Raw genomic sequence first — 14,663 nt, forward strand, 5'->3', positions numbered from 1 at the left:
CCCCTCCTATTTTATATCTACTTTACATTCCGTTGCCGCATTGAGTGCTGCTTGGCGTTCATTCCATGTCATCGGAGGCAGCTCGCTTGGGATCTCAATCATATCAATGGCCCCGTCGACTGGGCAGACAATCGAACATAAATTACAGCCGACACAGTCCTCTTCACGCACTTTGAGATAGCCCTTTCCGTTTGCATCTGTCAGCATATCGATACATTGGTGAGACGTATCCTCACATGCAATATGGCATTTATTACAATTGATACAGACATCGGTATTAATTTTTGCCACAATATTATAATTAAGGTCTAAATTTCCCCAATCGGAATATTTAGGAACAGATTTCCCAACAATTTCAGAAACCGCAGAAATTCCTTTTTGGTCAAGATAATTGCTTAACCCTTCAATCATGTCCTCAACAATTCGGAAGCCGTGATGCATGGCAGCTGTACATACCTGAACGCCAGTTGCACCCATTAGTAAAAATTCAACAGCATCCTGCCAATTTGAAATTCCGCCAATTCCGGAGATTGGCACATTGATCCGTGGATGGCGGGCACATTCTGCCACCATGTTGAGGGCAATTGGTTTAACAGCCGGACCGCAATAGCCGCCGTGGGCACCCTTGCCAGCAACATGTGGAATCGTATTCCACGTGTCAAGATCAACGCCAGCTAAACTGTTGATCGTATTGATCATACTGATGGCATCTGCACCACCTTGCACAGCCGCTTCAGCCGTCGCCGTAATATCGGTAATATTCGGCGTTAATTTTACAATGACAGGTGTTTTCGCTACCTCTTTGACCCAAAAGGTTTGACGTTCAACTAGGGCCGGTACCTGCCCGGAAGCAGCTCCCATCCCCCGCTCCGCCATACCATGCGGACAGCCGAAGTTGAGCTCGAGACCGTCCACCCCGACATCCTCAACACGCTTGACGATTTCATGCCATTTTTCCTGTTTTGGCTCCACCATTAAGGATGCAATAATCGCATGGTTCGGGAAGCGTTTTTTCGTTTCATAGATTTCTTTTAAATTGACCTCCAATGGGCGGTCGGTAATCAATTCAATATTATTAAAGCCTGCTACTCTTTGCCCGTTAAAGCTGACAGCAGCAAACCGTGAGGAAACGTTCAAAATCGGGTCACCTAAGGTTTTCCAAACAGCTCCTCCCCATCCGGCTTCAAATGCGCGCTGTACCTGGTAGCCTGAATTCGTAGGAGGTGCCGAAGCAAGCCAGAACGGATTTGGAGACTTGATCCCCGCAAGATTAATTCGTAAATCTGCCATCCTTTTTACTCCCTTCTATTTCAAAATAATATCAATCTATTAAACGGTTCCTACTACATTTAATTGTTTGTGAATGGCGTGAGCAACCTGTTTGCCCTGCTTAGCCGCAGTAACGACCATCGCATCCCCTTTTCCTTTACCGAACACAATATCACCACAGGCAAAAATATTCGGTTCGGATGTTTGGAAAGTTTCCTGATTCACTTGAACGACCCCGCCTTTATGTTCCAGTCCGAGTGCCTCGATTAAGGATAAATGCCTTGTTTGTCCAATTGCTTTTACCACCGCATCAACCGGAAGGACAAATTCTGAGCCCTCGATTGGAACAGGGCTGCGTCGACCGTCTTTTTCTGGTTCACCAAGCTTCATTTTTATGCACTCAATACCAGTTACCTTGCCATTTTCACCAAGGATCCTCTTTGGTGCCGTTAACCAGCGGAACTCAACACCATCTTGTTTTGCAAATTCATATTCAAAGTCATAAGCGCTCATTTCCTCTTCCGTTCTCCGGTAAAGAATTTTGACGTTTTCGGCACCTAAACGAACAGAACAGGTTGCACCGTCAATTGCCGTATTCCCCGCCCCAATCACAACTACACGCTTTCCGATCAAGTCATTTACAAGCCGTCCGCCCTTTGTTGCCTTTACAAATTCGATTGCATCATGCACACCATCTAGTTCCTCTCCTTCAATACCAAGGTTCGGAACATGTGCCATCCCTGCTGCTAAAACAATCAGATCAAAGTTTTCCTTTAAATATTCAGGTGATACATCTCTGCCCACCATCGTATTCGTCTTGATTTTCACATTTAATTTTTCAACTTGATGGACTTCCCAGAAGGAAATCGATTGTGGTAAACGGAAGGAGACAATCCCAAAGGTATTCAATCCGCCCGCTTTTTCTGCAGCTTCGAAAATCGTTACATCATACCCAAACCGGGCAAGTTCCCTCGCAGCTGATAATCCCGCAGGACCGCCGCCGATAATGGCAACTGACTTTCCGTTAGACTCACCAGGCTGAAAGAGAGTTTGTTCATTTTGAATCGCCCAATCCGTTGCATATCTTTGCAGGTTTCCAATCATAATCGGCTTTGTAGAATGATTTAAGACACAAGCACCCTCACAAAGCTCCTCTGTAGGACATACTCTTGCACAGCTGGCGCCGACAGGGTTGGAAGACATAATCGTTTTCGCTGATCCAAGCAAATTTCCAGAGGCAATTTTTTTTATAAAGGTTGGGATATCAATTCCGGTTGGACAGGCCTTAATACAAGGGGCATCATAACAATAGAGACATCGATTTGCCTCTTCAATCGCCTCACGGTTCGTTAGGGCTGGTTCAACCTCTTGAAAGTTCTTTTCAAGATTAGTTAAGGAAATACGCTGCATGTTTTCACTTGCCAATGAGAAACCCTCCTTATATATGAATAGGATTCTAGTAAAAATGTAAGCGCTTTACAAAATAATGATTGGTTTACTAGATTTGAAAAGTTTAGCCTCCTTTTTTAAAAAATATTACAGAAAATTCTGCATCTCATTCTATTTTACAGACACTAGAAAGGCATTTCATTACACAATCTGTAAAATAATGTAAGCCTTTTATTAGCCAATATGTAAAATGAATTTTCTGACTCAATTGAATGAAAAAATAGTAAATGATGTTAAATGTGTAGGGTTAGAATTGAAAAACAGAATTTGTGAGGGTATCAATCTTGTACCTTTTATGGATACTTTATCAATTTATCATAATGAAATTAAAAAATTTGTAAAAATACCACGAATACTTTTATAAATGTCTACTTTTGGGCAATAAATCTTTCGACACTATCTAAAATATATAAAAAGCGCTCTTTTCATTTAGGCTTGGGTTAAACCTAGTTGTTGATTTCCGCTCCAGGCGCGTGCGGTTCGTGGGCGGTCCGGGGAGCCTCCTCGTCGCTACGCTTCTGCGGGGTCTTCCCCTGCCCCGTACTCCCACAGGACATTGAATTGCATCCTCGAATCCGCCCACGCACGAAGAAAATGCGTTAGCATTTTCGAGGAGTCTTCACGCCTTCCGCTCCAATCAACGTTGTTCAAAAATCAACATTGTCCTTTAACACAGCTTTCACTTAAGAGCACTTTCTTAAAAAACTTTTTTATTTCTACTAATGTATTTGAAATTGATCTAGTAAATAATTTACTAATTTGTCGGAATCAACTCTTGCAGCAACAAAAGGCGGTCGAGCCTCAATTGCTCCTTCAAATGGTACTCCTAGCCATAAAATACGTTCGTCCAAAATCACAAACGGGAAGGTTGGACGGTTCGAAATCCATTCATTTGGCTGAAGGTTTGTCCATTGCCTGGAAGAAAGAATCGTCAATTGCACATGTTTATTGCGGTTCATTAATTTTTTCTGCCAATGTTCAGGAAGAACGGTATGATCCGGTAGCGATAATACAATCGAGCTTTTTGTTCTATCAAGATCCCGGAAAATCTTCTCCAGTTTTAATGCATGTACCCACTGCAATCGGGGAAGCTGATGTTGAATCCAATTCCCAATTTCTTTTTGCGTCACCGTTTGATTTTGTTTCCTCTGATAGTCGACAAGCTGCCTTAAGGTTTTTCCCTGATAAACATGTTGGCAGATAAAGGTCTGATTACTGACATGGATGAATTTCCCTTTTGTCCTTGTAATCGCAACATTGATGAGGCGTTCACTATCCTTGCCAGTTAACAGCATTCCAGCCCGCTCCAGAGGCCAGCCGTCAACAGTGTCAAACACCATTACATCCCGCTCGCTTCCTTGAAACCGATGGACGGTAGCAGCGATTATATCAGCAGCCATCCGTTCATTTTGAAACAAATCATTCAGTAAAAGTTCCATTAAATTTGCCTGAGCACGATAAGGAGTCACATAACCAATTGATTTTGTCCCAGCTAAATAGGATTCGTGAATCAATTGGAAGGAGAGCAAAAGCTGCCAAACATTCATGCGCGAATTGGAGGTCCGCTCCGTCATACAATAGGCTCCCGTATAACTTGTGTCTAACAGGATAGATGCTTTTTTCGGGAACGGTGCTTTTTCAACGATTTGGTTACGGCTGTCCTGAACGCTCATATGGTCCCCAACCAGCGACTGATAAATATAGCAATTTGTGAACGCAGAAATTTCCGGATGCATTCTTCTTTGTTCCTTTAATAAAAATAAATGAGGGTGGAGTTCCCCTTTATTCACCCAATCCACAACACCGGCGCGGTGAAACACATCCTCCCTCAGCCATTTTGCCACTAACGCATCACGGCTTGAAGCAATCGGCGGCAATTGTTTAAAATCCCCGCAAATTATGACTCGTTTACCGAGGGTTGCAGCAAAAGCAGCTTGTGGAACATATGCCATACTTGCCTCGTCCAAAATGACCACATCAAAATCCTTTTCATAAATTGAAGCATCACTAGCGGCTTTCGCAAGTGTTGTGCCGACAATCAGTGCATCCTTGACAAACTGCAATTCTTTTTGGCGAATCTTCTCTAAAACCTTGGCAATCTTGGTTTCAAGCTCTAAAAGCTGATTGGAATCCCTTTTGCTAAAGGATCGAGCTAAATCTTGTTTCAACATCCTTCGTTCTTCCAATAAGATGTTTTTATTTTCGGCAAGTCCCGGATCCTGCTTTTCAATTAACTGGCTGGTGGTCAGTGCGTCTCCACTAGGCAGACCTTCACCGGAATGAAATCCGTAACGAAGGACCTCTCCCTCCTGAAAACGCTGCTTTTTGTTGATAAAATGAGAAATTTCACTAATTAATACATTTACAGCTTGATTGCTATGAGAAAGGATCAGGACTCTTTTTTTCTGAAAATATTTATTTGCTGCCACCCTAGCAAGCGTGTAGGTTTTCCCTGTTCCAGGCGGTCCCCAGACAAATGTGACAGGATTGTATTTTGACCGTAATACCAATTCGTGGATATTGCTTTTAATTTTATCGAGAGGATGCTTGGCAGGCATGGAAGGGTCCATTAACCTCCTTACTCTAAGTCGTTTTTGCTTGCTTTTTTTTATCTCATCTAAGCGTTGAATAAGATGTTCCAATAATTCCCACGGATCATGAAATAAAAAAGCCTCCGGAATCAAATCTCCCCATGATTGCTCTAAGGCGATGATGATTCCTCTGCCCTCTGATGATAAAATCCGCCCGTTTTGTTTTAGACCGCCCCACTCGAGTCTTATCGTAGACCCGACCGGAATTTTTAAAGGGGCTGCGGTATCAAAATAATAGGTAAACGAATGGTCATTTGTTAAAAAACGACCATTTGAAACAATATGCTTATTACTGCCAAATTTTTTTAAATAATTGATTTCATTCTGCAGTGCGTGCTGCCATTCTTTTATTAATGTAATGATTGAATTCATTAAATCCTTCCTTATAAAATATTATCTAAATACGAACACTCCGAGGATACCTGACATGATAATCACGATCGTCGGATGGAGTTTTAAAAATAGGAGAGAACAAAAGGATACCGCAAAAATGATGAACATCCCCACCATCTTTGTTGAAAAATCAAAGGCAATAACCCCATTTGACAGCGCAAAATTGATGGCTGCATAGATAATCAAACTAGTAACAATCGGACGCAGTCCATAAAAGGCTGAAGTAATAAGTTGATGATCTTTCACTTTTTCATAATTTTTAGCCATCACGAGAATGAAAATCAGCGAAGGTAGGGTAATCGCCAGAGAAGAAATCAGCGCACCGTAAATCCCTCCTATATGATACCCTACGGTAGTCGCACTATTTGAGGCAATGGAACCGGGAGCCACACCGGATAAACCAACAAAATCGGTAAATTCAGAGGTAGTCAGCCAGTTACGCTGTGTCACTTCCCGTTCGATAACGGGGATCATCGCATATCCGCCCCCAAAAGAAACGGCACCGATCAAGAAAAATAATAAAAATAATTGCAGTAACACATCTTTCCCTCCTACCCTGCTCTTTTACCCTTTTGAGGTTCCTGTATTTTTTCTAATCGAACAGCGATTCCTAACCGCTTTTTCACTTTGACGATCATAATTCCGAATAATGCTCCTAAAAAAATCGCGATAATGGGGTGTAAATGAAAAACAAGCATCATCACAACCATGCCTGCACAGAGGATAAAGGTTGATTTATCCAATAAAGCTGTTTTTGATATTTCGATAGCCGCATAAAGGATTAAAGCAACCACAGCAGCACGAATCCCAAGGAAAGCTGACTCAAAATATGAATTATCCTTAAATAGAATAAAAAATATGCTGAGAAAACATACAATTATAACGGTTGGAAATAGAACACCTGCCAAAGCTGCAATGGCGCCCAAAACACCTCCAAACCGATAACCAATAAAAGTGGCACAATTCACAGCAATCGCCCCCGGCGCTGTCCCGGATAAGGCAAATATATCGGAAACATCTTTCATGTTCAGCCATTGTTTTTTATGAACAAATTGCCGTTCAATTAATGGGATCATCGCATAACCACCGCCAAACGTTACAGGGGCGATTTTAAAAAAGATCCAAAATAATACAATTAATAATTTTAACTTTGATTTCATCACAAGCCAACTTTCTCGAATAAGCATTGAGATTACCTTTCTATTATAGTACAAAAATAATAGATTCCCTTTGTTATCAGAAGATTTACAAAATCCGCATAAAAATAAGCAGTCGTTTGAAAAACGACTGCTTATTTTCACTGCTTATTTATGATGTTGAATAACTTTTTCTTCGAGTTCTGCTCCCTGCCATCCTTTACAAACGTCTACCCAGTCCTTCGCAAAGGAATATTGGGATAATTCTTCGAGGGTCAATTCGATTGCAGAGTTGGTACTGCCGCAAGCCGGAAACAAGGTATCAAACCGTTTCATAGAAACATCCAGGAACACATCCAAATCCTTTGCTAATCCAAAAGGGCATACCCCGCCAATCGCATGTCCCGTTTGTTCAAGCACTTCGTCGGGATTTAACATCCGTGCTTTGAAGCCAAATGTTTGGCGAAATTTTTTATTATCAATTTTTGCGTCTCCTGCGGCGACGATTAAAATAGCTTTTCCCTCTTCACCCCTAAAGGATAATGACTTCGCAATTCGAGCGGGAATTACACCAATGGCTTCTGCGGCCAATTCTACTGTTGCGCTAGAGGTTTCGAATTCCATAATATCTTGCTCGCGATTCCATTGTTTAAAATGAGTCTTCACACTTTCTAATGACAATTTATTTCATCCTTTCCCTATCACTTTTATGTAGAATAATATCACAATTTAAAAAATAAACATAAAAAGAGGCACATAGGTGATTTAAACCCATGTGCTTTTTCGTTATTAATCAATGTCATTACTTTTTACTTACAATTTTGAATCGCCATCCATTTTCCTTTTGAATATAAATAAGAGTGGACAGTAATTTTTTCAATTTTCCTTGGACATACTTATGAAGTATCTTTGTGAGAAAATACGAAATTTATGACAAGGAGGTCTAACATGACTTACGAAAATCAATTCAGTAATTTTATAAATGAGCTTTCTTTACAAACGAAAATGGAAAATGTTTGGCTTAATACATGCGGTTCATGGCAAAACTGTACCGAAACAACCATTCAATCGTTTTTATCCCAATGCCTAGAATACAATATCGATCCACAGTTCTGCATGAGCTGGGTTGAACAGCATAGTAATGAAATCCCAAATTGGGCGGCTGTTTCCGAGATGTCTCTTGGCTGGGTAAACCAACATACCTCTTCGGGGTCTCCTTTTGCTATACAGGATGAAGACCTAAGTTAAGAAAAAAGTCTTTGCGATTTTATTTTCGCAAAGACTTTTTATTATGGATGAATGATTTTATAAAGTTTTTCAAGGCCCTCCACTAATCGAGGTGATGGTCGGCAGTACAATTCTTCTTCCAAAATCAGAATTTGGCTTTCATTCTTATAATCTAGCTTTTCAAAGCTTGGACGCTTCGTAACCACATTTTTTTGAACCTTCGCTTTTTGAACGCCGACCCAAGCTAGACAAATAAAATCAGGCTTTCGAGATAAAACATCCTCCCAATCAGTCTGAATGCTAGCAAGTTCAACATCTGCAAAAATGTTTCTTCCTCCCGCTATTTCTGAAATCTCGGTCAGCCAATTGATTTTTCCCGGGGTAAAAATCGGTTTCGGCCACCATTCCCAATAAAGCGCTGGCCGATCTTGAATCGTCTTCCCTCTTTCTTTTACCTTTTCTATTCTGGACCGAAATTCCTTAGCTGCCTCGATTCCGCGTTCTCGATTTTGCAGAACCTCTGCCGTTTTGATCAAATCTTCTTCAATGTCAGATAGGGACTGCGGATTTAACACAAGATGGGGGATTCCTCTTTCAACAAGTGCCTCCACGTTTTTTTCCATCCCAGGCACACTTAAAGAAGCTAAAACCATATCTGGTTTCAACTCTTCGACCAAATCCATGTTAATCGATAAATCCGGACCTAATCTTGGAAGATTTGCAACCTGAGCCGGCCAATCAGAAAAATCATCAACTCCCACCAGAAGATGTGTTAATCCTAGAAATTCCATCAATTCTGTGTTACTGGGGCATATAGATATAACTCGCACGGTCTCACCTCTCAATGTTTCTATAAATTTAAGATCAAAATCAGACGCTTACTTGATTTTTTCAACCAATTTTACTAAAAATTGATGAATAAGCTCAAAAGCTTCTCCAATGGATAAATCTTCTCTATATCCCTCTACATAATTCAAAGCAAAATTTAAATCCCACAGCCCGTCCTCATTGCTGAACAATAAATCAAATTTAGCCTCACTGCCTTTTAAATTTTGATTTAGTTCCTCTTTTAACACATTACCGAATTTCTTTTGAAACCTAAGGCCTAACATTACATCATATGTACCAAAAACATCATCTACTTCTAAAGAAACAGCATCGACATGAATAGCATCAAATTGTTTAGACTCTAAGAATAAAAATTCCTTCTTATGTTTTTTTAAGTAATCAAGGGGCTGGGTTAGAAACGAAAATGTTTCTTTAGCAATCAGTTCTTCTGTTTCCTTATCACAGCGTTCAATATAAGCATCTTCTAAAAGTTGTTGATTTGCCATCGTATTCCTCCTAATTCTATTAACTGTACTATATTATCCCAATAATCATCGTTTGATAGCAACTTTTAAAATAACAAAACAGGGAACAACGATTTAATCTCGCTATCCCCTGTTTTCCTTCTCATTAATTTTCAGCTAATTTCGTAACAACCTTTTTATCTGCTGTTCCCCCATGCGGGTTACCTGCTGGTTTAACCCTTTTAATAAAGAAAGCAAGAATTAGCGCAATACTAGCAATTCCAACCGACACTAAGAAAGAATCATTAATTCCTTCAAGCATCGCTTTCATAGCAATTTGCTGTTTCATTTCAGCCATTGCCTCAGGAGTTGGTTTACCAGTCAAATGCTTCATCGCTGAAGCTGCTAAGTCAGTTGCATGCGTTTTTGTACGATTAGACATGATGGTAACCAATAATGCCGAGCCAATTGCACCTGAAACTTGCTGCAGAGTACTGTTCATTGCTGTTCCATGCGGATATTGATGGGCAGGCAATTGGTTTAATCCATTTGTCATAACCGGCATCATCACCATCGACATTCCAAACATCCTTGCTGAGTAAATTAGGATTAACTCAGTGTAAGTAGTATGAAGTGTTAAGGTGCTTAAGAAGTAACTTGTGATAATCGTAATCGATAAACCAATAATAGCTAATAAACGGCCGCCATATTTATCAAATAATTTACCGGTAATCGGTGACATAATCCCCATTAAAATTGAACCAGGCAGCATGAGTAATCCAGACTTGATTGGCGAAATACCGCGGATCGATTGAACATAGATTGGTAAAAGCAACATCGCAGAAAACATTGCCATCGTAATGACAATCGATATCGCCGATGATAATGTGAACATTGGATACTTGTAAATTCGGAAATTAAGCATCGGTACTTCAAGCTTTAATTGACGCCAAATGAATAAGACTAATGCTATTGCCCCTACGATAATCGTAATATAAACTTGCTGACTGTCCCAGCCTTTATTCCCTGCGGAACTAAGACCATACAATAAACCGCCAAAACCAATACTTGATAATAAAAAGGATAGAAAATCAAGACGGATTTCCACATCTTTCTTTTTATCTTTTAGTAAAAAGATTGCAATCACAAGAACAATTGCTGCAATCGGTGTAACAAAATGGAAGAGCATTCTCCAGTCAAAGTGTTCAATTAACCAGCCTGATAAGGTAGGGCCAACTGCAGGAGCGAAAATAAAGACTAAGCCGAAAAGCCCCATCGCAGCCCCTCTTTTTTCAGGAGGAAAGCTTGTTAGCATGACATTCATTAATAAAGGCATCATGATCGCAGATCCAGAGGCTTGAATCATCCTTGCCACGAGTAAAACAGGAAAGGAAGTTGCAAAACCAGCAAGAATGGTACCAATTAAAAATAAACTCATGGCTGTTAAAAATAAACGTCTTGCTGTATACTTTTGGATTAAAAAGGCTGTAGCGGGAATCATGACTCCATTTACAAGCATATATCCAGTTGAAAGCCATTGAACAGTTGATGCAGTAACCTCAAGGTCTTTCATTATGGATGGTAAAGCTACATTTAATAATGTTTCGTTTAGCATGGAAATAAAAGCGCCAATCATCAGGATTGCCAGAATCCCCCATGGTGGACGATCTATCGGTTTAACAGAATTCTCCATTGTATTACCCCCTATAAACTAACAGTTCATTTTTTTGTACTGCTATTTCACATAGACAATATCATATACCAGCAGTTCAATTTTTGCAACAAGAAAATTGAACTTTTTATAAGGTTTGTTTTAATAAAGGAAATCATGTACTATAGAATTATACAAGGGGTACAAGGTTCAACTAACAATCAGTGGGGGAGTTTTCCATCCCCTACTGATTGTTAGTTGAACCAATTGGCCTTTTACGGGCAGTTACCTTCACCTAAGCATCTTCAATTTTTAAATTATCGAAGAATGGTCCTACTGCCCGTTAAAGCGGGATAAATCGAATTTAAGGTGATATAGATGAAAGATCGAAAGCAGCACGTGATTGAAAAAGCACATGAATTATTTATTGAGAAGGGATTCCAAGCAACATCTATTCAGGATATTTTGGATTTTAGCGGAATTTCGAAAGGAACCTTCTATAATTATTTTTCTTCGAAAAACGAATTATTAATAGCCATTTTTAAATCCATCTTTAATAACATGGACAGGGAGCGGAATGAGTTACTAATCGGACAAGACCCAGCTGATATTGAAATTTTTATTAAACAAATGGAAATACAAATGCGGTCGAATAAAAAGAATCGACTTTTCACTCTTTTTGAGGAAGTATTATTCTCGAATGATGCGGAAATGAAGGAATTTCTCAAAAGAGGACAATTTTTCATGCTCCGCTGGCTCTATAACCGATTTATTGACTTATTTGGTGAGGATAAAAAAGCTTATTTAATGGATTGTGCCATCATGTTTATGGGGATTCTGCAGCAAAATATCCACTTCGACCACCTTGCTAATGGTGCGAATACCAATATCAGCCGGGTTGTCCGATATAGTGTTGAGCGGATGGTAGGCATAGTTGGTGAGGTCGTGGAAGCTGGAGATTACTTAATTAGTCCGGAGCTTTTGGCAAAATGGATTCCGGAATGTAAAAATAATGGACAGGAATTAAAAGGCCAACTGCTTCAATTAAGTTCTTCTTTAAAGAAAATGATTACGAAAAACTGCCCAAATGAAGGGGACCAAGAAAGATATCTTGAATTATTAGACTTTATTCTAGATGAACTCATGCAAATAAGAGCACCACGCAAACATTTAATTGAGAGTACCCTCTCAACTCTAAAAACAGAAATATCACCCTTTGCTGAAAAAGAACTTCAGCAACTGGAGAAGCTTATTGCCCATTTTGGGTGACGGTATAAGTGACAGGCACCGCCCGTGGACTTTTCGCTTCTTATGTCCATATGGGGTGGACTTTTCAGCCGATAAGAAAGCAGTGAATTTCAGCTTAATTGAAGTTCACTGCTTTTTTAATGAAACTATTTAGTTATAAACGTTCTTGGCATAACAACTGCAACAACTTCACTGCGGGCACAAAGTTCATCATTTGCAAAGACCTCTACATCCACTTTCCACTTTTTCGGATGAATTTCAGTAATTGTTCCGACTGCTTTTAACGGGACACCATGCGGAGTTGGTTGTATGAAATCCACCTTTAAGGAAGCGGTTACAAATCGAGGCGGTTCTACCCCGTCTCCAGCCTCATGACCATTTTTTCGATGTAGTGCTAGTGCCGCCGAACCTGTTCCATGGCAATCAATCAAAGAGGCAGTAATCCCTCCATAAACAAATCCTGGCAGTGCCAAATGGGCTGCTTCAGGTGTATAAATCGTTACCGTCTGGTCTCCCTGCCAGCCGGTGCGAAAATGGTGACCCTCCTCATTTAAACGGCCACACCCATAACACCAGGCAAAATCATCCGGATATTCATCTTGAATCGCTTTGATCACCTTTTCTACCACACTCTCTCCTCCTTTTTTCAGAAAATTATACCATATTTTGGGCAAAAATAGAGCCAGGAGGATTCCTGGCTTTTATACAAACTATTTTGGTTGTACTTACAATTTATGAGATATACTTCCTTGTTTTGTTTCATTAGCTAGCTACAGGTAGAGTGATTTCGACCAGTGTACCTTCTCCAATTTCACTTTGATAATGTATTCTGCCATGATGCTGCTTAATGAGTTTGTGACAGATCATTAATCCAAGTCCAGTCCCTTTTTCCTTTAATGTGTAAAAAGGCTCACCTAAGCGCGGCAGCAGTTCTTCAGGAATCCCACAGCCCTCGTCGCGAACGGAAATAATCACCGTTCCGTCGATGCCATTTCTTAAGTGGACATGGATTTCCCCGCCTTCCGGCATCGCTTCAAAGGCATTTTTTAAGAGATTTAAAAATACCTGTTTTAATTGATTTCGCTCACAAATAATCAGAAAATCTGGATTTTCGAACGTTAATTTAAATTGAATATTATTCATTAACGCCTGCGGTGCCAAAAGCTCAAGAATACTTTCAACCAAGTCCCGTAAATCCGTTTTCTTAAGCTGGATGGCCTGCGGTTTCCCCAATGAAAGCAGTTCGCTTGTTATCGTTTCAATCCGCTCTAATTCACTGAGAAGCAGTTCATTAAATTCAATTGGACCCTTTTCCTTTTTATATAACTGTATAAAGCCTTTAATTGTTGTTAAAGGATTTCGGATTTCGTGTGCCACTCCGGCCGCTAACTCCCCTACAATGGAAAGTTTTTCAGATTGAAGAAGAATTTCTTCGGCTTTTTTACGTTCAGATATATCCCTGCTGATAATCACAATATGTTCAACAGAATTGTTTTCACATTCAACCGGCATACATCGAGATTCAAACTCAATCCAATAACCGTCTTTATGATGAAAGCGGAACTCCATCGAAACGGACGCTTTATTTTCAAACATCCACTCAATCGTATCTCTAAACATTCGAACATCATCAGGGTGAATGAACTTACATAATTCAAATTTTTCCAACTTGACTCCTCTATATCCCAAAACAAGTTCATGGGAAGGTGAAAAATATTGAACAGAATGGTCGCGTTTCATCACCATAATGAGATCAGAAGTATTTTCTGCAATTAAACGATAATTAGATTCACTCTCTGCTAAAGATTTCTCCATTTGCTTTTTTTCGATAATAATCCGATGGAGCCGCTCATATGACTCAATCAATAATGCCCCAAGAATGACCCCCAATAAGACAAAAAGCATGTATTGGAAGTGAAAAAGAGGTTCATGTCTTAAAACATTAAAGATAATCGGCACAGTGACGATATAAATGACCACATAGGAAACATATAGATAGAGGCATTTTTTTACAGGCAGGTGACGCTTTGTCAAAATATGAATGATGATAAAGCTTATCATAATTAAGATCCAGCCAATAATGGCCGGTGTCCAGTGCCCACTCGAAAACAATCTAGCGAACAGGGCGAATCCCCCAGTGATGGTGCCAGCTATTGGTCCAAGATAGGCAAATACCAAAATAACCGGGGCATACCGAATATCATAGGAATAACCTTGCTGATGGATAGATAATGCTACTAATAGAATGGAAACGACCCCTGCATAGACCCCCACCCAAATTCTTAACTGTTTTAGGGACCGATGACTACTAAATGAACGAATGACCAAAGGTGTACTGACCATGAGTGAAAAAATAGAGAGATTTACAATGTAGTCTAATAGAATCAAATGTATTCACCCAAACTTA

General features: G+C 40.0%; 13 protein-coding genes. 2 read left to right on the forward strand and 11 right to left on the reverse strand.

Going from position 1 to position 14,663, the window contains the following annotated elements; translation table 11 throughout:
- Positions 1 to 6 precede the first annotated feature (6 nt).
- From preA to RCG21_RS19655, 6 genes are all read right to left on the reverse strand, one after another.
- Entirely contained in the window at positions 7 to 1,290 is a 1,284-nt protein-coding gene (preA, locus tag RCG21_RS19630; RefSeq protein WP_133335205.1) for an NAD-dependent dihydropyrimidine dehydrogenase subunit PreA, read from the reverse strand.
- Between the two features lie 39 nt (positions 1,291 to 1,329).
- Positions 1,330 to 2,679 (reverse strand): NAD(P)-dependent oxidoreductase, encoded by a 1,350-nt coding sequence (locus tag RCG21_RS19635; RefSeq protein WP_133335581.1) that lies wholly within the window; start codon positions 2,677 to 2,679, stop codon positions 1,330 to 1,332.
- A 758-nt stretch (positions 2,680 to 3,437) separates the two neighbouring features.
- Entirely contained in the window at positions 3,438 to 5,681 is a 2,244-nt protein-coding gene (locus RCG21_RS19640) for an AAA domain-containing protein (RefSeq protein ID WP_308913661.1), read from the reverse strand.
- Positions 5,682 to 5,702: 21 nt separating this feature from the next.
- Positions 5,703 to 6,242, reverse strand: a complete 540-nt coding sequence (locus tag RCG21_RS19645; RefSeq protein ID WP_308913662.1) for a chromate transporter — start codon at positions 6,240 to 6,242, stop codon at positions 5,703 to 5,705.
- A gap of 11 nt (positions 6,243 to 6,253) precedes the next feature.
- A complete protein-coding gene (locus tag RCG21_RS19650; RefSeq protein WP_308913663.1) occupies positions 6,254 to 6,862 on the reverse strand; it encodes a chromate transporter in 609 nt (202 codons plus the stop codon).
- 144 nt (positions 6,863 to 7,006) lie between these two features.
- Positions 7,007 to 7,519 carry a YbaK/EbsC family protein gene (locus tag RCG21_RS19655; RefSeq protein ID WP_133335197.1) on the reverse strand — a complete coding sequence of 171 codons (513 nt, stop codon included), beginning with the start codon at positions 7,517 to 7,519 and terminating at the stop codon, positions 7,007 to 7,009.
- 267 nt (positions 7,520 to 7,786) lie between these two features.
- Here RCG21_RS19655 and RCG21_RS19660 point away from each other — a divergent pair, with 267 nt between their 5' ends.
- Entirely contained in the window at positions 7,787 to 8,086 is a 300-nt protein-coding gene (locus tag RCG21_RS19660) for a hypothetical protein (protein WP_133335195.1), read from the forward strand.
- Positions 8,087 to 8,127: 41 nt separating this feature from the next.
- Here RCG21_RS19660 and RCG21_RS19665 read toward each other — a convergent pair whose 3' ends face one another.
- The 3 genes from RCG21_RS19665 to RCG21_RS19675 form a co-directional block, all read right to left on the reverse strand.
- Positions 8,128 to 8,895, reverse strand: coding sequence for a cobalamin-binding protein (locus tag RCG21_RS19665; protein ID WP_133335193.1), 768 nt, complete (start codon positions 8,893 to 8,895; stop codon positions 8,128 to 8,130).
- A gap of 48 nt (positions 8,896 to 8,943) precedes the next feature.
- Positions 8,944 to 9,399 carry a branched-chain amino acid aminotransferase gene (locus RCG21_RS19670; protein ID WP_308913664.1) on the reverse strand — a complete coding sequence of 152 codons (456 nt, stop codon included), beginning with the start codon at positions 9,397 to 9,399 and terminating at the stop codon, positions 8,944 to 8,946.
- A 124-nt stretch (positions 9,400 to 9,523) separates the two neighbouring features.
- Positions 9,524 to 11,050 carry a DHA2 family efflux MFS transporter permease subunit gene (locus RCG21_RS19675; RefSeq protein ID WP_308913665.1) on the reverse strand — a complete coding sequence of 509 codons (1,527 nt, stop codon included), beginning with the start codon at positions 11,048 to 11,050 and terminating at the stop codon, positions 9,524 to 9,526.
- 336 nt (positions 11,051 to 11,386) lie between these two features.
- Here RCG21_RS19675 and RCG21_RS19680 point away from each other — a divergent pair, with 336 nt between their 5' ends.
- Positions 11,387 to 12,277 (forward strand): TetR/AcrR family transcriptional regulator, encoded by an 891-nt coding sequence (locus RCG21_RS19680; RefSeq protein WP_308913666.1) that lies wholly within the window; start codon positions 11,387 to 11,389, stop codon positions 12,275 to 12,277.
- A gap of 125 nt (positions 12,278 to 12,402) precedes the next feature.
- On the opposite strand, the gene RCG21_RS19685 is transcribed toward RCG21_RS19680, so the two are convergent.
- Entirely contained in the window at positions 12,403 to 12,885 is a 483-nt protein-coding gene (locus RCG21_RS19685; RefSeq protein ID WP_308913667.1) for a PaaI family thioesterase, read from the reverse strand.
- A gap of 133 nt (positions 12,886 to 13,018) precedes the next feature.
- Positions 13,019 to 14,644: an ATP-binding protein gene (locus RCG21_RS19690; protein ID WP_308913668.1), complete on the reverse strand. Its 1,626-nt coding sequence runs from the start codon at positions 14,642 to 14,644 to the stop codon at positions 13,019 to 13,021.
- Positions 14,645 to 14,663: the final 19 nt, after the last annotated feature.

This window comes from Bacillus salipaludis (assembly GCF_030938565.1).
GTDB classification, from domain to species: domain Bacteria; phylum Bacillota; class Bacilli; order Bacillales; family Cytobacillaceae; genus Neobacillus; species Neobacillus salipaludis_A.

Coding starts and splice junctions, on each gene's coding strand:
- RCG21_RS19670 (WP_308913664.1), bottom strand. CDS start 9,399: ATGGCAAATCAACAACTTTTAGAAGATGCTTATATTGAACGCTGTGAT.
- RCG21_RS19650 (WP_308913663.1), bottom strand. CDS start 6,862: ATGAAATCAAAGTTAAAATTATTAATTGTATTATTTTGGATCTTTTTT.
- RCG21_RS19680 (WP_308913666.1), top strand. CDS start 11,387: ATGAAAGATCGAAAGCAGCACGTGATTGAAAAAGCACATGAATTATTT.
- RCG21_RS19660 (WP_133335195.1), top strand. CDS start 7,787: ATGACTTACGAAAATCAATTCAGTAATTTTATAAATGAGCTTTCTTTA.
- RCG21_RS19635 (WP_133335581.1), bottom strand. CDS start 2,679: ATGCAGCGTATTTCCTTAACTAATCTTGAAAAGAACTTTCAAGAGGTT.
- RCG21_RS19640 (WP_308913661.1), bottom strand. CDS start 5,681: ATGAATTCAATCATTACATTAATAAAAGAATGGCAGCACGCACTGCAG.
- RCG21_RS19675 (WP_308913665.1), bottom strand. CDS start 11,050: ATGGAGAATTCTGTTAAACCGATAGATCGTCCACCATGGGGGATTCTG.
- preA (WP_133335205.1), bottom strand. CDS start 1,290: ATGGCAGATTTACGAATTAATCTTGCGGGGATCAAGTCTCCAAATCCG.